The organism is Streptomyces sp. NPDC045955, from assembly GCF_056430805.1.
Map to the genome: position 1 here is coordinate 84050 of NZ_JBWKKY010000027.1, position 15398 is coordinate 99447.

Below are 15398 nucleotides of genomic sequence, written 5' to 3' on the forward strand. Positions count from 1 at the left end.
CTGCCCCCCACGAAAAGGACGCATAAAAATGTCTTCCTCTCTGCCTTCCCCTCGCGGACATCGGCTGAATGCTTTACGCATGGGTGCGCGCCATGCGCCCGCGGTCGGGAAATCTGGACACCGTGGATCTCCACGAAGGAAAGTGCGCGGCGGCCCGGGACCATCTGAAATCCGCGGGCGTGGCCGAGTAAGCTCATGAGCGCCTCCCCGTCCGCCGGCCCGGCTCGGCGGTCCGCCGACGCGCCGGGCGGGTTCCGCCCCGGCTCGCGGGCGGCCGTCGCCGCTCCTCTCGCCGCATTCGGAATCGTCGTGGCGGAGAAGTCCCCGCCACGAGTCGAACGCCATCAGCACTCCGTGGACGCGGGCGGTGTTCTTCTCCTCGTCGTCGCCGTCTTCGGCGTGCTGTTCGGCATCATCGAGGGGCCCGAACTCGGCTGGGCCTTCCCCGCCGTGCTGCTGAGCTTCGCCGCGGGCGCGCTGTTTCTCGCGCTTTTCCGCCGGTACGAACTGCGCCGGGAACAGCCGTTGCCGGATCCCCGGGTATTCCGCCACTCCGGAATGCGCGCCGGGACCCTCGGCATCATCGTGTCCTTCGTCGCGATGTACTCCGTCCTCTTTCTCAACGGCCAGTACCTGATGAACGTCAAGGACTGTCCGGCCCTCCTGGCGGGCCTGGGCACGGCACCCCTGGCCGTCGTCATCTTCCTGGTCTCGCCGCGGGCCGCCCGGCCGGCCGACCGGTTCGGCGCGCGGCCCGTCATCGGCTGCGGGCTGCTCGTGGCCGTCGTGGGGCTGGGGCTCTTCTCGCTGTGCGGCCCCGGCACCGCCTACGTGCTGTACGCCGGGTGCATCGTCGTGGTCGGCGTCGGGTCGGGGGTCCCGGCCGGGCTGCGGCACCTGGAGAGGGCGTCCGGAGGGCAGGCGCTGGGCACCGCCCTGCGCGGGGCGGAGCACTCCGGGACCGCCGCGGCCCGCCTCTCGGCGCAGGGACGGGAGGCATTCACCACGGGAATGGCCGAGTCGTTGCGGTCGATCGGCCTCCTGTTGCTGGTGGCGGCGCTCCTGGTCATAGCGTGGCTGCGTCCCCACGCCGGAGAGCCGACCACGTCCCAGGAGAAGCATTGAGCCCAACCGGTGTCGACGACCCCGGCCAGGACGGCGACTGGGCGGGCGAGCTGCCCGGCGCCCTGGCCTCCCGTGTGGACATGCGGCTGTTGCCCGCCCTGGACGCCCTGTTGCAGGAGGGGAGCGTCACCGGGGCGGCCGAGCGGCTGGCCCTGTCCCCGCCCGCCATGAGCCGTGCGCTGTCCAAGATCCGGCGCGCGCTCGGCGACCCCGTGCTGGTGCGGGCCGGGCGCGGTCTGGTCCCCACACCGAGGGCGCTGGAGCTCCAGCCCAAGGTGCGGGCCCTGATGCGGGAGGCCGAAGCCCTCCTCGCCCCGAGCCGGCAGGAGGACCTCTCGCAGGTCAGCAGGACCCTGACCATCGTCGCGGACGAGGCCTACGCCGCGGTGCTGGCTCCGGCGCTGCTGAACCGGGCGAGCGCGGAGGTGCCGCTCGCCCGGTTCACGTTCACGGTGGAGAGCACCCACGGCAGCGCGCCGCTGCGGGAGGGCGCCGTGGACATCGAGGTGGGGATCATCGACGAGTGCAGCCCGGAACTGCGGATCGAACCGCTCTTCGAGGACCGGTTCGTCGGAGTGGCGCGATCCGGACATCCTCTGCTGGCCGCGGCGGTGAGCGCGCAGGCGTTCACCTCGGTCCGGCACGTCAGCGTCTCCCGCAAGGGCCGTATGACGGGCCCGATCGACGGTGCGCTGCACGCGCGCGGTCTGCGACGGGACGTCATCGCCTCCGTGCCGAACTACGGTGAGGCGTTGCTGATGATCGCGTCGAGCGACCTGGTGACCGCGATGCCCCACTCGCTCGCCGCCAGCGCGCGGCAGTCCGTGGGCATCGAGCTGTTCGACCTTCCGGTGGAGACCGACCCCATCAACATCTGCCAGGCCTGGCACCCCCGCCACGAGACCGAGCCCGTGCACGTGTGGCTGCGGCACGCCGTCCGCGCCGCGCTCACCCGGTCGGCGCCCCCGGCCCGGCCCGGCGGACGGTGCTCAGGCCCGCCCGCCGGTCAGGAAGCGGACCGGGCCGTCGAGCAGGACGTCGACGGCCGACGGTGACGGCGTCGGCCCCGCCCCGTCGCCGGGGCCGCCCCGCTCCACGGCGGCGCCGACGACCGCGCCGACCAGGAGCCGGGCGGTGAGCCGGGGAGCGATGTCGCCGCGCACGTCGCCCTGCGCCACGGCCCGCTCCAGCAGATCGGCCAGCCGCCGGACCACCTCGTCACGGCACACGGCGTCGGGGGCCAGCGGGCCGGGCTCGCCGTCCGGTCCCCAGAACAGGGCGTACCGGCCCGGGTCGGCCGCTGCCGCGCCGGCCAGCCCGCGCAGCAGCCCGGTGAGTTCGTCGGCGGGCCGGCCCGTCCCGGCCGCGCTCGCGGCCAGCAGCGCCCGCACGTGCGCGCGGACCGGCCCGGTGATCGCGCGCAGCAGCTCGGCCTTGCCCGTCACGTGGCGGTACAGCGCCGCCTTGGTGAAGCCGAGGCGGGCGGCGATGTCGCTCATGCTCGTCGCGTCGTAGCCCCGCTCGTGGAACAAGGCCGTCGCGGCCGTGAGGACGTCCTCACGGCCGCGACGGAGGCGGGGCGACGGTGTCGCCGTCGTGGCCGGTGGCGGGTTCACCGTGGTGACCGCCCCCGGCACATCTCCAGCAGGGCCTCGGCGACGCCCGCTCCGCCCTCCCCCAGTTCCTCGGCGTACCGGCCCCGGATGGAGACCTCGCGCCCGGAGTCGACGTGGGAGCCGCCGCTTCCGGTACGGATCCGCTGGATCTCCCGGGAGGTCTCCAGCCGCTGCTTGAGCGTGCCGATGAGGAAGCCGTCCAGGGCGTCGATCTGTTCGCGCAGCCGGGCGATGTCCCCGGACGCGGGCTCCGTCGAGCCGCCTGCTTCGGAGGTGATCTCGGTGTGCATCGTCTTGCTCCGTTCGTACGACGGGACATGGGCCGCCGAGGGGTACGACCCGAGGGACCTCAGCCCGGGCACGCGCAGCCGCAGCAGGCCGACGGCGCGTGCGGTCGAGGGCCGGTCGGTGCCGCCCGGGCAGTCGGCGAACAGGACCGATCCGCTGCGCCCGTCGGACACGGCCCGCAGGGACACGGCCCGCAGGAAGGGGTGGCGCCGCAGGCCGTCCACCAGCCCGTCGACGTCCTCCGGCCGGCCCGTGAGACGCCCGACCAGCGACGTGCGGTCGGCACGGGCCGGGTGCGGGGTGCCCGGTCCGCCGGGGCGCGCGCACAGCAGGAACCGGGTGGCCGCGCCGGCGGTGTCCTGTATCCCGGTGACCAGGACCTGGAGACCGTAGTGGGCGGCGGTGAAGTCACCGGCCACGGCGGCGTCGCACTCCCCGTCCCTGACCCGCCGCGCGGCTTCGGCGTTGGACGGCGCCGGGATCCACCGCGCCCGCGGCACGCGCCCGTCGAGCCATCCCGCGACCTGCGTCCCGGCGTGCGGATGGCCGCTCACCGTGCCCACCCGCGCGAGGGGCGTGCCGGGGCGGACCAGCAGGGCGAACTCGACGGGGAGCACGACCTCCCTGAGCACGGTCAGCGCGGGTGACTCGGCGAGCGCGCGCACCGTGTCCGCGACGACGCCGGCCACCGTGTTGTGCACGGGCAGCATCGCCGCGTCCACGGCGCCCCGGCACACCAGGGCCAGGGCGTCCGCGGCGGTGGCGGCCGGTGCCAGCGGGGAGCCCGCGGCCTCCGGGAGCGAGCGCAGGGCCAGCTCGGTGAAGGTGCCCTCCGGGCCCAGATAGGTGAACCGCCGCTCCGGGTACGGGAGTCGACCCGGCGCGGGCCGTGCCGGGGTGTCCGGTACCGGCGTCCTCATGTCACGCGCTGGCCAGAGCGGCGTCCATGGTGCTCGCCACCGCGCTCTTGGCCCGCCGCAGTTCCTTGTCCTCCAGCAGCCCGGGGGCGAACGCGGCCGCGTCGATGGTGACGGTGGCCGCGGCCCGTCCGGCCTGCTCCACCTCCACCGTCGTGTGGAAGGTGAGCCGGCTGGGTTCCGACACCTCGGACTCGTCCACCGTCAGCCGCAGGGTGGCGCCGACGGGGAAGAGGAAGTTGGAGAAGGTGGTGTTCATGGAGTTGAGGACGATGTAGTAGCGCTGCTGCGGCCAGCGGGCCGTGAAGTAGCGCTCCACCACCGCGACGAGCATCTGGCGGGCCGCCTCGACGGCCACCATGCCCTGTACGTGCACGCGGTCCTGGACGTCCACGAGCAGTTCGTTGTGGTCGTGCAGGCGGAGAGCGGCCTCGTACGTGGTGTCGTCGACCTGGGTGAGTCCGGCGACCAGCACGTTGTCCTCACGAGCCTTGTGCAGGTCCTGGCGGCGGGCGGGCTGCCCGGTGGAGTGCACCAGCACGATCCTGTCGTCCAGCTGCCGCCGGGTGACGGCGTCCTGGAGGTAGGAGATCTCGAACTCCCCGATCCCCTGGCCGGCGACCACGTGCACCGGCCCGTCGACGGTGTCCAGGTCGCCCGCGTCGAGCGAACGGGCCAGGCGCGAGAACGTCTCGGCGCCGACGGCCTCGGCGAAGTCGCGGAACCGGTCGCCGACGACGAGTCGGGAGGTGGCTGAGCTGCTCATGAACATGCCTCCTGGCGGGGGAAGGCCGCGGTCATGCGGAGCCGCGGAAGTGCATTCAGCGTGAAGCCCCCGAAATGGGCTCGCCAGTCGCCTGTTGGGCGTAGGTACGAGGTACTAGCCGTATCGGCCGACTGCCGTCGCCACGGCGCGGCGCGAATGCTGGTACGGGGTCGCCGGCTCCCAGCCGCGGGAGTGCGCACGGGAGACACGGCCCCTGTCCCCGCGGCCGAGGGAGCCTCATCCACATGTCAGTTCTCGATCCGCCGGCGTCGCCGAGGACGACGTGACGGCCATGCCACCCGCCTCGCGACCCCTGAGTCTCATCGACGGCCCGGACGGCAAACAGGCCCTGGACGACTCGGTCCTGCTGGAGCTGTACCGGCAGCTGGCACGGGGGCGTCGCTACAACGCACAGGCACCTACGGCCTGGCCGCCGAGTTCGGGGACGACCGGGTCGCCGACACCCCGCTCGCCGAGGCGGGCATCCTGGGCACCGCCGTCGGCATGGCCATGTACGGGCTGCGTCCCGTCGTGGAGATGCAGTTCGACGCCTTCGCGTATCCCGCGTTCGAGCAACTCGTCAGCCAGGTCGCCAAGATGCGCAACCGGACGCGCGGCAAGCTGCCCATGCCGATCACCGTCCGCATCCCCTACGGCGGCGGGATCGGCGGCGTCGCGCACCACAGCGACGCCTCGGAGGCGTACTACACGCACACGCCCGGTCTCCACGTGGTCGCGCCGGCCACCGTCCCGGACGCCTACGGCCTGCTGCGCGCGGCCATCGCCTCGGACGCCCCGGTCGTCTTCCTGGAGCCCAAGCGGCGGTCCTGGTCCAAGGGCGACCTCGACCGTTCGGCGGGAGGGGAGCGGCCCCCTGTGTGACGCATCGGCACCCTCACGCCAGGCGTCGCGGATCCCTCGACTCCAGTGTGGTCACTACGACTTCGGTGACCTCTTGGGGCGTGCGCCCGTCGGTCGCCACGAGCGCCGTGGCGACCTCCTCGTACAGCTGCCGCCGCGCATCCATCAACTCCCGCCACTGCTTGGGCGGGTTGACCGCCAGCAGGGGGCGGGCCGCGTTCAGACCGGTGCGTTTGACCGCCTCCTCGACGTCCATCGAGAGGTAGACCACCGGCTTGCCGGCCAGCAGCGCGCGCGTGTCCGCGTCGAGGATCGCCCCGCCGCCCAGCGCCAGGACACCGTCGTGCCCGTCGAGCGCAGCACGCACGGCCCGCTTCTCCACCGCGCGGAAGGCGGCCTCGCCCTCGTCGACGAAGATCTCCGCGATGCTCCGGCCCCGCGCGGCCACGATGTCGTCGTCGGTGTCCCGGTACCCCACGGCGAGCCGCTCGGCCAGCAACCGGCCCACGGTGGACTTGCCCACCCCCGTCGGACCGACCAGCACCACCAGCGGCACGGCACTCACCGGATCGCCAGGTTCTCGAGGTAGGACCGCACATTGCGGCGGGTCTCGGCCACGCTGTCGCCGCCGAACTTCTCCGCCAGCGCGTCCGCCAGGACGAGCGCGACCATCGCCTCGGCGACGATGCCCGCCGCCGGCACGGCGGAGACGTCGGAGCGCTGGTGGTGGGCCGGGGTGGCCTCGCCGGTCGTGACATCGACCGTCCGGAGGGCGCGCGGCACGGTCGCGATCGGCTTCATCGCCGCCCGTACCCGCAGCAGTTCACCGGTGGACAGACCGCCCTCGGTACCGCCGGACCGGCCGGACACCCGCCGGATGCCCTCCGGCGTGTTCACGATCTCGTCGTGCGCCTTGGACCCCGGCACCCGCGCCAGCTCGAATCCGTCACCGACCTCCACACCCTTGATCGCCTGGATCCCCATGAGCGCGCCCGCGAGACGGCCGTCCAGCTTGCGGTCCCAGTGCACATGGGAACCCAGACCGACGGGCACCCCGTACGCCAGGATCTCCACCACTCCGCCGAGGGTGTCGCCGTCCTTGTGGGCCTGGTCGATCTCCGCGACCATCGCCTTCGAGGCGTCCGCGTCCAGACAGCGCACCGGATCGGCGTCCAGCCGCTCCACATCGGCCGGCGTCGGGTACACACCCCGCGGGGCCTTCGCCGCCGCCAGCTCCACCACGTGCGAGACGACCTCGATCCCGGCCGTCTCCTGCAGATACGACCGGGCCACCGCACCCAGCGCCACCCGGGCCGCCGTCTCCCGCGCGGAGGCACGCTCCAGAATCGGGCGGGCCTGGAAGAAGCCGTACTTCTGCATGCCCGCCAGATCGGCGTGCCCGGGACGCGGACGGGTCAGCGGGGCGTTGCGCGCCAGCCCCGCCAGGATCTCCGGATCCACCGGGTCGGCCGCCATCACCTGCTCCCACTTCGGCCACTCCGTGTTACCGACCGTCACCGCGACCGGAGAACCCAGAGTGAGACCGTGCCGCACCCCGCCCAGGAAGGTGACCTCGTCCCGCTCGAACTTCATGCGCGCACCGCGCCCATAGCCGAGCCGGCGCCGGGCCAGGTGGTCCGCCACCATCTGCGTGGTGATCGGCACGCCGGCGGGAAGACCCTCCAGCGTCGCGACGAGTGCGGGACCGTGGGACTCCCCCGCGGTCAGCCAGCGCAACCTGCTCAACGGTGCTCCTTCAGCGGGACCGGTACGCGTGCAGGGTGACGTGCTCGGGCTCGCCGGGCCGGGCGGGGGCCGGGGCGGCGGCGCGTTCGGTGGCTGCCTCCGCCGGGTGCAGGCCGGTGAGGCAGCGCTGGGCCAGCTTCTGGTACTGGGCCGTCCCGTTGCCCTTCCAGGCGATCTCGTCGGCGGTGAGCTCGCGCACCACCTTGGCCGGGCTGCCCGCCACCAGGTGCCGCTCCGGCACCTGGAAGCGGGACTTGACGAAGCTGCCGGCGCCGACGAAGGCCTGCTCGCCCACGACGACCCCGTCCATCAGGACGGACTTCATGCCGATCAGGCTGTCCCGGCCCACCCGGCAGCCGTGCAGCACACTCCCGTGGCCGACGTGCCCGTCCTCCTCCACGACCGTGTCGGCGCCGGGGAAGCAGTGCAGGACACAGCCGTCCTGGACGTTGGAACCCGCCCGGAGTGCGATGTGCCCGAAGTCGCCCCGCAGGCTGGCGAGGGGGCCGACATAGCACCCGGGTCCGATGTCGACCGACCCGATCAGTACGGCGTCGGGGTGCAGGAACGCCGTGGGATGCACGACGGGGACGTTCCCTTCGAAGGAGTAGATCCTTGCCATGTGTCTCTCACCGTTCGTCGATGGGCGTCGGGCCGGTCAGGTCGTCGCGGGCGCCGCGGGCGCGGCCGGGGTTCGGGCCGGTGCCGTGGCCGGGCGCAGGGAGCCGAGGGGGTCGTGCCCGTGGATCCAGGCGAGGTCGTCGGGCAGGCCGGCCAGGCGGACGTTGCGGGCCTCGGCCTCCGGTCCGTCGGGCAGCTGGAAGCAGCCGGCGTTCTTGCGGGAGCCCGCCTGCAGCAGCCGGGTGCGCGGTCGGCGCAGGCGCTCGTAGGCGTGCAGGGCCGAGGGCACACCACCGGCGTCCGTACCCGCCAGGAGGTGGGCGAGGACCACCGCGTCCTCCAGGGCCTGGTTGGCTCCCTGGCCGTGGTGCGGCAGCATCGCGTGCGCGGCGTCGCCCAGCAGGGTCACGGGGCCGGAGCTCCAGGCGCGCTGCGGTTCCCGGTCGTACAGCGCCCAGCGGCCCGGGCGTTCGCAGGCTCCGAGGATCCCGGTGACGAACGGGTGCCAGCCGTCGAAGGCGGCCAGCAGTTTTGCGGCGTCGCCCTCCGTGGACCAGGACTCGACGGTCCACGTGCGGTCGGGCACGACGGCCAGGAAGTTCAGCGCGCTGCCGTCCGCCACCGGGTAGGCGATGAAGTGCCGGCCCGGTCCGAGCCACAGCCACAGGACCGGCTCGGCGAGTTCGGGAAGGTGCCGCAGCCGGTCCATGGGGACCAGGGCGCGGTATCCGCTGGTCCCCGAGAACACCGCCTCGTCCGGACCGAAGAGGCTGTGGCGGACCGCGGAGTGGATGCCGTCCGCCCCGACGACCGCGTCGGCTTCCGCCTCGCCGCCGTCCTCGAAGCGGATCACGGCGCCGGCGGCCGTCTGCTCCACTCCGGTGCAGCGCGCGCCGAGGCGGACGTGCTCCGTGCCCAGTTCGGCGAGCAGGGCCTGCTGGACGGCCGCCCGTTCCACGGTCCAGAAGGGGGCGCCGAAGCGTTCCTCGTACATGCCGGTGAGGCGATGCGACACCATGGACCGGCCGGTGCGCCAGTGTCGGAAGTCGGCCCGTACGGGCCGGGCGGCCGCTGCGGTCAGCCGCTCGGCGACGCCCAGTTCCCGCAGGGCCCGGTGTCCGTTCGCGCCGATCGCGATCCCCGCTCCCAGGTGGGCCAGTTGCCGTGCCTGTTCGTGGACGACCACCTCGACGCCCTGCCGCCGCAGTCCGAGCGCGACGGCCAGGCCGCCGATGCCGCCGCCCACCACAGCCACATACGGGCGTTTCCCGGCCATGGCGTCTCCTCTCCTGTGCGCTGCTGGGGGTCGCCGGCGTGTGCTCACGTCGCCGGTGCGACCTGGGTGAAGGTGCCGCGGTGGAAGACCAGGGGCTCGTGGTCGCGGCCGACGGCGCCCAGGACCCGTCCGACGACGAGGACGTGGTCGCCGAGCGTCTGGGTGAGGTGCAGGGCGCATTCGAGCGTTCCGGGCCCGTCCGGCAGGACCAGGCAGCCGGTGTGCGGTCCGACGGCCCAGTCCGCGGCCTGCTCCACGGGCGGGCGCTGCGCGGCGGGCGTGGTGAGGACGCCGACCAGGGAGCGCGCCCGGTGGCCGAGGAACGACACGGCCCACTGGCCGGACGTCCGCACGCGCCGCAGGAAGGTCGAGTCGTCGCGCAGGTACATCGACACGAGCGGCGGGTCGAGGGAGACCGAGGTGAACGAGTTCACCGCGATGGCGTCGTGGCGTACTCCGGACCGGGTCTCGAAGCGGGTGGACACCGCGCACACACCGGTCACGAACTGTCCGAGGACGTGCCTGAGATGGGCCTTGTCCGGCAGGACGGAGACTCCGGGCGGGGCGGCGGGGCCGCCTGGAGCGGGGGTACGGCTGCTCACCGCGCGGCCTCGACGGGGGCGGTCGCCCCGGTGTCGGGGGTGCCGGCGCCGATGACGGTGGTGTCCTTGGGGTTGATGAGGTCCGGGACCTTCCAGCCGTTCTCGTCGTACTCCGACAGGCACTGGTCGACGAGCTGCTTGTAGTCGTCGAACTTCCCGGAGGCCTGCTGGGCGTGGAGGGCCTCGAAGCGGATCTGCTCGTGGTTGCCGGCGTAGTTCATCTCGTACAGCTCCCAGCGGGCCCCGAACTCGGTGCCGACCGCGTCCCACGCCAGCTTCATCAGCTTCACCCGGTCGATCGCCTCCACGCCCAGGCCACGGACGTACTTGTCCAGGTAGGGCCGGACCTCGGGGTTCGACCAGTCGAGGGCGTGGGAGTTGTTGTAGATCAGCGCGCTGCCGAGGTCCCGCAGGAAGATCTCGCGCACCTTCGGGAAGATCGACGAGGACAGGACGCGGAAGGCCAGCGCGGTCTCGCCGTTGGGGGTGACGGTGCCGTCGGGCCACTGGGTGGGGTTCTCGGCCATGGAGTCGACCAGGGCCCAGAACATGTTGCGGTAGGCGAGGACCTCACCGAGCCGGCTCTGCACGCCGCGGAACTCCGAAGTGCCCGTGGTCTCCAGGCACTTGGCGAGCAGACCGGTCAGGAAGTCCATCTTCACGGCGAAGCGGACGCAGGCGTGGAACATGGCACGGTAGAAGAAACCGGACCCGTAGAAGAAGTTGTTCGCCTTGTCCACGTCGTAGCAGAAGACGTTCTCCCAGGGGATCAGCACCTCGTCGAAGACGAGGATGCCGTCGTTCTCGTCCAGGCGGCTGCTGAGCGGCTGGTCGAAGGGGCTGCTGACGGTGGCCGAGGCGAACTCGTACGACGGCCGGGAAATGATCTTCAGACCGGGGCTGTTGGTCGGCACGATGAAGTACGCGGAGAACTCCTTGGCGCCCTTCGGGATGACCCCGTAGCTGCCGATGAAGATGTGCTGCGTGAGCGCCGCGCCGGTGCCGACCACCTTGGCGCCGGACACCACGAGGCCGGCGTCGGTCTCCCGGTCCACCGTCAGCATCACGTCCTTGAGCTCGGTCAGCCCCCGGTTGCGGTCGATCGGCGGGTTGACGATGCCGTGGCCGATGAACAGCACGTTCTCCTGCGCCTTGCGGTACCACGCGGACGCGTTGTCCTCGAACGGCGCGTAGTGCTCCTTGTTCGACCCCAGGGTGGACAGGAACGCGGCCTTGAAGTCCGGCGTGCGGCCCAGCCAGCCGTACGTCATGCGCGCCCACTCCTCCATGGCCCGCGCGGCGGCGCGCAGGTCGCCGGAGGTGTACGGGGCCTTGAAGTAGGGGTGCGTGAAACCGCCGTTGCCGGTGTCGGTGGGGACGACCAGTTTGCTGTTGCGCTCAGGGTCGTGGAGCGCGTCGAAGAGCCGGGCGACCATGCGGGAGTTGTTACGGAAGGCCGCGTGGCTCGTGACGTCCCGCACCTTCTCGCCGTAGATCCTCACGTCCCGGCCGTCCCGGAGGCTCTCGAGGTACTCGTCGCCGGTCTGCGGGCGGGACACGGACCCGGACGGGCTGGCGGTGCTGCTCATGCGGAATCACCTTTCGAGCCGGTGGCGTGGAGGAATGCGGCGGTGGACCGCGCCCGCCGCCGAGTGCCGACGACGGTGTGCGCCTGCCGAAATGCTCCAGGAGTGCGACCCGCCCCGACAGTCGGCCGCTGGGGCTAGTACGCGGGTAGTAGATCCGCCCTTCTAGCCACAACGACCCACTGCCGGGGCCCGGCGGCCGCGTGACAGGCTGCGCCCACCGCAAACCCGTGCCCTGCCCTCGGAACAGAAGGCGTTGAGGTTTTCAGCGTGAAATCCCTGGAAATGGACGAGAACTCACTGTCGGAGCCCGCGGCCGAAGCGTGGCGGGTGCTGCCCGCGGCGCAACAGCCCGACTGGCCCGATCCCGTGGCGCTGCGAACGACCCTGTCGGCCCTGTCCACCGCGCCTCCCCTGGTGTTCGGCAGGGAGTGCAACACCCTGCTCGACCGTCTCGGAGAGGTGGCCCTCGGCCAGGCGTTCCTGCTCCAGGGCGGCGACTGCGCGGAGACCCTGGACTCGGTGAGCGCGGAGTCGGTCCGCAACAAGCTGGAGGTCCTTCTCCAGATGGCCGCCGTGCTGACGTACGCGGCAGGCGTCCCGGTGGTCAAGGTCGGCCGGATCGCCGGCCAGTACGCCAAGCCCCGTTCACAGCCCACCGAGACCCGCGACGGGGTGACGCTGCCCTCGTACCGGGGCGACGCCGTCAACGGGCTGGAGTTCACCGCCGAGGCCCGCACCCCCGACCCGGCCCGGCTGGAGCGCGTCTACCACGCGTCCGCCGCGACGCTCAACCTGCTGCGCGCGTTCACCGCCGGCGGGCACGCGGACCTGCACCGGGTGCACGAGTGGAACCGTGACTTCGTGGCCCTGTCCGCCGCGGAACGCCGTTACGAGCGGCTGGCGGACGAGATCGACGCGGCGCTCGCGTTCATCCGGGCCTGCGGCATGAGCACCTCGACCCTGCGCACCACGGAGGTGTTCGCCAGCCACGAGGCGCTGCTCCTCGACTACGAGTCCGCCCTGGTGCGCACGGACCCCGACACGGGGCGGCGGTACGCGCTGTCCGGGCACCTGCTGTGGATCGGCGAGCGCACCCGCCAACTCGACGGCGCGCACGTCGCGTTCGCCGCCGGCGTCAGCAACCCCCTCGGCGTCAAGCTGGGGCCCGACGCCGCCGTCGACGACGTGCTGACCCTGGTGGACCGGCTGGACCCGCAGCGCACCCCGGGCCGGCTGACGTTCATCGCGCGGATGGGGCGGGGCCGGGTGCGCGACCGGCTGCCCGCCCTGGTGGAGGCGGTGCGCGCGGAGGGCGCCCGGGTGGTGTGGGTGTGCGACCCGATGCACGGCAACACCTTCACCGCGCCGAGCGGCCACAAGAGCCGGCGTTTCGAGGACGTCCTGGACGAGATCACGGGCTTCTTCGAGGTGCACCGGGCGCTGGGCACGCATCCCGGCGGGGTGCACGTGGAGCTCACTGGCGAGGACGTCACCGAGTGCGTGGGAGGGAGCAACGAGGTCCTCTCCGACGATCTGCACCTGCGGTACGAGACCGCGTGCGACCCCCGCCTCAACCGGGGGCAGTCGATGGACCTGGCGTTCCGGGTCGCCGAGTGGTTCAGCGCCGAGAAGCGCCGCCTCGGCCGCCCCCGCCCCGAGCCCGCCTCCGTCCGTCCCGCGAGCGTGCCGGTGTACGCGGCGTCCCTCGGCTGACTCCCGATCCCGACCGCTGCCAAACACCCGAGACACCCGAGACGCCCGAGCCCCCCGAGACATCCGAGACGAAGGAGCACTCACCGTGCGGCACTTCGAGCACTTCCGCGTCGGCGGCACCTACGAGCTGGGGGCCACGCGGCTCACGAGCGAGGACATCATGGACTACGCGCGCGCGTGGGACCCGATGCCCTTCCACCTGGATCCCGAGGCGGCGGCCCGCTCCCCCTTCGGCGGCCTGGTGGCCAGCGGCTGGCACACCGGTGCCGTGGTCATGGGGCAGTTCGTCCGCGCGCTGCTCGCGGACTCCGCCTGCCAGGGCTCCTACGGCATGGACGAGGTCCGGTTCCTGCGTCCGGTGCGCCCCGGCGACGAGCTGCGCGGACGGGCCACCGTGGAGGAGGCCGCGCCGCATCCCCGGCGCCCGGACACGGGCACGGTCCGTTTCGTCGTCGAGGCGGACAACCAGCAGGGCGAACCGGTGTACCGGATGCGGACGCGGCTGCTGTTCGGCCGCGCGGAGACCAGCGGCACCCGGCACGAGGACGCGGGCGCACGCCGCTGACGCGCCGCGCGCCCGCGGCTTCGCCCTGCCCCCGACTCCCGTTTCCCCTCGGACCTCCCCCGATCCGGGGGGAAACGGGACCCAGCCCACACCGCACATGGCGGATTCCCCCACTTTGACCATACGCACCGTTGCGTCTAGTCTAGATGCGTCGATCTTCCCGGCCGGTCCTCGCCGACCGTCCCGGGACAGGCGCCGCGACGCGACGAGGAGGGCACGCCATCAACGCCCCACAGGACACCCGGCAGCCGGCCGACGCGCCCGCGGCGCGCACCAGGAGCGGCCCGCGGCGCAGCGAGGCCGCCCGGGTCGCGGTCCTGCGGGCCGCCGACGACCTGCTGATGGACGTCGGCTTCCACGCGATGACGGTGAACGCGATCGCCGAACGAGCGGGAGTGGCCAAGCAGACCATCTACCGGTGGTGGCGGTCGAAGGTGGCCATCCTCCTCGACGTCCTGGAGGAGGACCTGCACGACAAGGCGTCCTGGCCGGAGATTCCGGACTCCGCGCAGGCCGCCCTGGAGCAGCATGTGACGCACCTGAGCCGGGTCTTCACCCAGTCCCCCACCGGCCACGTCCTGTTCGTGCTCATCGGCCACGCCCTGCACGACCCGACGACCGCCGCGGTCCTGCGCGACCAGGTGCTGGACCGGCAGCGGCAGTACGACCGTGCACATGTCCGGCAGGCCCTGGCCTCCCTCTCCCGCGCCGCGGTGAGCCGGAACGAGGCGGACCAGCTCCTCGACCTGCTCGTCGGTCCCGCCTTCCACCGGGCCTTCACGACGGGACAGCCGCTGGACCCGCGGTTCGTCGAGCGCCTGACCGCCACCGTCCTGGCCCGCCGACGTGAGGTTCCGTCGGCCGCCCCCTCCCTCTGAAGGGCTGTTCCCATGTTCCGCACCCGTCGCACCCGCTACACCGCCACGGTGGAGGCGGTCTCCCTGATCGCCCCGCGCATGGCCCGCATCACCCTGGGAGGGCCCGGCATGTCCGCCTTCCACTGCGACGAACCGACGCAGTGGGTGAAGCTGTTCGTGACCGATCCCCTCGACGGGCGGACGGCCGGCCGCGCCTACACCGTGCGCGACCACTCCCCCGCCGGGCCCCGCGTCGACATCGACGTGGTGCTGCACGGCAACGGTCCGGCCGCGCGCTGGGCCGAGACCGCACGCCCGGGCGAGGAGGTCTCCTTCGGCGGTCCCAAGGGGTCCTTCCGTCCCGCTCCCGACACCGACTTCTACCTCCTGGCGGGCGACGAGAGCGCCCAGCCCGCGGTCCTCACCATCGCCGAGAGCCTGCCGCCCGGCATGCGGGGCGCCGTCTACCTGGAGGTGGAGGGCCCCGAGGCGGAGATCGCGGTGAGCCTCCCGGCCGGCCTGGACCTCGTGTGGGTGCACCGGGACGCCGGCCGGGCCAAGGGCGAGGCGCTGCGCGACGCCGTCCTCAAGGCCGCCGTACCGCCCGAGCGCGTCGCCGCGTGGGCCGCGGGGGAGTCCGGCGCCGTCAGGGACATCCGCCACCACTTCACGGAAGCCCTCGGTCTGGACCGCCGGCGCGCCTACGCGAAGGGCTACTGGAAACGGGACGAGGCGGACCACCGCGATCCCTTGGCCTCGGACTAGTAGTGCTTTGTTAGGTGTCTTGTCGGGTTGGTGGTCTGGTGCTTCCCTGTGGATATGAGGGCGGATGAACTCTCCGCGTGTCGTGCCCGGT

Annotated in this window: 15 protein-coding genes and 1 pseudogene; 7 read left to right on the forward strand and 9 right to left on the reverse strand. The window is 72.7% G+C overall.

What is annotated here, in order from left to right:
- Window positions 1-195 precede the first annotated feature (195 nt).
- Together AC07F0_RS35825 and AC07F0_RS35830 are read left to right on the forward strand one after the other, a co-directional pair.
- On the forward strand, window positions 196-1125 hold the full coding sequence (locus tag AC07F0_RS35825) for a hypothetical protein (RefSeq protein WP_478984091.1): 930 nt from the start codon (window positions 196-198) through the stop codon (window positions 1123-1125).
- The gene (locus tag AC07F0_RS35830; RefSeq protein ID WP_478984093.1) at window positions 1122-2180 is read left to right on the forward strand and encodes a LysR family transcriptional regulator; all 1059 of its coding nucleotides are present in this window, start codon (window positions 1122-1124) and stop codon (window positions 2178-2180) included. The genes AC07F0_RS35825 and AC07F0_RS35830 overlap by 4 nt, the downstream gene beginning before the upstream one ends.
- On the opposite strand, the gene AC07F0_RS35835 is transcribed toward AC07F0_RS35830, so the two are convergent.
- The 3 genes from AC07F0_RS35835 to AC07F0_RS35845 are packed head-to-tail and all read right to left on the reverse strand — an operon-like array spanning window position 2115 to window position 4712.
- On the reverse strand, window positions 2115-2741 hold the full coding sequence (locus AC07F0_RS35835; RefSeq protein ID WP_478984094.1) for a TetR/AcrR family transcriptional regulator: 627 nt from the start codon (window positions 2739-2741) through the stop codon (window positions 2115-2117). The two genes, AC07F0_RS35830 and AC07F0_RS35835, sit on opposite strands and share 66 nt — an antisense overlap.
- The gene (locus AC07F0_RS35840) at window positions 2738-3949 is read right to left on the reverse strand and encodes a chorismate mutase (RefSeq protein ID WP_478984096.1); all 1212 of its coding nucleotides are present in this window, start codon (window positions 3947-3949) and stop codon (window positions 2738-2740) included. The genes AC07F0_RS35835 and AC07F0_RS35840 overlap by 4 nt, the downstream gene beginning before the upstream one ends.
- A 1-nt stretch (window position 3950) precedes the next feature.
- Window positions 3951-4712 carry an AfsA-related hotdog domain-containing protein gene (locus AC07F0_RS35845; RefSeq protein WP_478984098.1) on the reverse strand — a complete coding sequence of 254 codons (762 nt, stop codon included), beginning with the start codon at window positions 4710-4712 and terminating at the stop codon, window positions 3951-3953.
- A gap of 417 nt (window positions 4713-5129) precedes the next feature.
- On the opposite strand from AC07F0_RS35845, the pseudogene AC07F0_RS35850 reads away from it, so the two are divergent.
- Window positions 5130-5591, forward strand: a pseudogene (locus tag AC07F0_RS35850) (alpha-ketoacid dehydrogenase subunit beta); the annotation flags it as partial.
- Between the two features lie 16 nt (window positions 5592-5607).
- On the opposite strand, the gene AC07F0_RS35855 reads toward AC07F0_RS35850, so the two are convergent.
- The 6 genes from AC07F0_RS35855 to AC07F0_RS35880 are packed head-to-tail and all read right to left on the reverse strand — an operon-like array spanning window position 5608 to window position 11407.
- Entirely contained in the window at window positions 5608-6138 is a 531-nt protein-coding gene (locus AC07F0_RS35855) for a shikimate kinase (protein WP_478984100.1), read from the reverse strand.
- Complete coding sequence (gene aroC / locus AC07F0_RS35860) at window positions 6135-7319, reverse strand: chorismate synthase (protein WP_478984102.1); 1185 nt, start codon at window positions 7317-7319, stop codon at window positions 6135-6137. The genes AC07F0_RS35855 and aroC overlap by 4 nt, the downstream gene beginning before the upstream one ends.
- Before the next feature lie 10 nt (window positions 7320-7329).
- Window positions 7330-7941, reverse strand: a complete 612-nt coding sequence (locus AC07F0_RS35865; protein WP_478984104.1) for an acyltransferase — start codon at window positions 7939-7941, stop codon at window positions 7330-7332.
- 36 nt (window positions 7942-7977) lie between these two features.
- Window positions 7978-9216 carry an FAD-dependent monooxygenase gene (locus AC07F0_RS35870; RefSeq protein WP_478984105.1) on the reverse strand — a complete coding sequence of 413 codons (1239 nt, stop codon included), beginning with the start codon at window positions 9214-9216 and terminating at the stop codon, window positions 7978-7980.
- A gap of 44 nt (window positions 9217-9260) precedes the next feature.
- Entirely contained in the window at window positions 9261-9818 is a 558-nt protein-coding gene (locus tag AC07F0_RS35875) for a flavin reductase family protein (RefSeq protein WP_478984107.1), read from the reverse strand.
- Window positions 9815-11407, reverse strand: a complete 1593-nt coding sequence (locus tag AC07F0_RS35880; RefSeq protein WP_478984109.1) for a 4-hydroxyphenylacetate 3-hydroxylase family protein — start codon at window positions 11405-11407, stop codon at window positions 9815-9817. The genes AC07F0_RS35875 and AC07F0_RS35880 overlap by 4 nt, the downstream gene beginning before the upstream one ends.
- Window positions 11408-11689: 282 nt before the next feature.
- Between AC07F0_RS35880 and AC07F0_RS35885 the strand changes: the two genes are divergently transcribed.
- From AC07F0_RS35885 to AC07F0_RS35900, 4 genes are all read left to right on the forward strand, one after another.
- Window positions 11690-13120: a class II 3-deoxy-7-phosphoheptulonate synthase gene (locus AC07F0_RS35885; protein ID WP_478984122.1), complete on the forward strand. Its 1431-nt coding sequence runs from the start codon at window positions 11690-11692 to the stop codon at window positions 13118-13120.
- Window positions 13121-13205: 85 nt separating this feature from the next.
- Entirely contained in the window at window positions 13206-13685 is a 480-nt protein-coding gene (locus tag AC07F0_RS35890; RefSeq protein ID WP_478984111.1) for a MaoC family dehydratase, read from the forward strand.
- A 146-nt stretch (window positions 13686-13831) separates the two neighbouring features.
- On the forward strand, window positions 13832-14563 hold the full coding sequence (locus tag AC07F0_RS35895; RefSeq protein ID WP_478984113.1) for a TetR/AcrR family transcriptional regulator: 732 nt from the start codon (window positions 13832-13834) through the stop codon (window positions 14561-14563).
- A 12-nt stretch (window positions 14564-14575) separates the two neighbouring features.
- A complete protein-coding gene (locus tag AC07F0_RS35900) occupies window positions 14576-15307 on the forward strand; it encodes a siderophore-interacting protein (protein ID WP_478984115.1) in 732 nt (243 codons plus the stop codon).
- Window positions 15308-15398 lie beyond the last annotated feature (91 nt).

What these genes read in the sequence shown, in the direction of transcription:
- AC07F0_RS35825 (WP_478984091.1), top strand. Translation starts at nt 196, where the DNA reads ATGAGCGCCTCCCCGTCCGCCGGCCCGGCTCGGCGGTCCGCCGACGCG.
- AC07F0_RS35840 (WP_478984096.1), bottom strand. Translation starts at nt 3,949, where the DNA reads ATGAGGACGCCGGTACCGGACACCCCGGCACGGCCCGCGCCGGGTCGA.
- AC07F0_RS35845 (WP_478984098.1), bottom strand. Translation starts at nt 4,712, where the DNA reads ATGAGCAGCTCAGCCACCTCCCGACTCGTCGTCGGCGACCGGTTCCGC.
- AC07F0_RS35865 (WP_478984104.1), bottom strand. Translation starts at nt 7,941, where the DNA reads ATGGCAAGGATCTACTCCTTCGAAGGGAACGTCCCCGTCGTGCATCCC.
- AC07F0_RS35870 (WP_478984105.1), bottom strand. Translation starts at nt 9,216, where the DNA reads ATGGCCGGGAAACGCCCGTATGTGGCTGTGGTGGGCGGCGGCATCGGC.
- AC07F0_RS35880 (WP_478984109.1), bottom strand. Translation starts at nt 11,407, where the DNA reads ATGAGCAGCACCGCCAGCCCGTCCGGGTCCGTGTCCCGCCCGCAGACC.
- AC07F0_RS35885 (WP_478984122.1), top strand. Translation starts at nt 11,690, where the DNA reads ATGGACGAGAACTCACTGTCGGAGCCCGCGGCCGAAGCGTGGCGGGTG.
- AC07F0_RS35895 (WP_478984113.1), top strand. Translation starts at nt 13,832, where the DNA reads ATGCGTCGATCTTCCCGGCCGGTCCTCGCCGACCGTCCCGGGACAGGC.
- AC07F0_RS35900 (WP_478984115.1), top strand. Translation starts at nt 14,576, where the DNA reads ATGTTCCGCACCCGTCGCACCCGCTACACCGCCACGGTGGAGGCGGTC.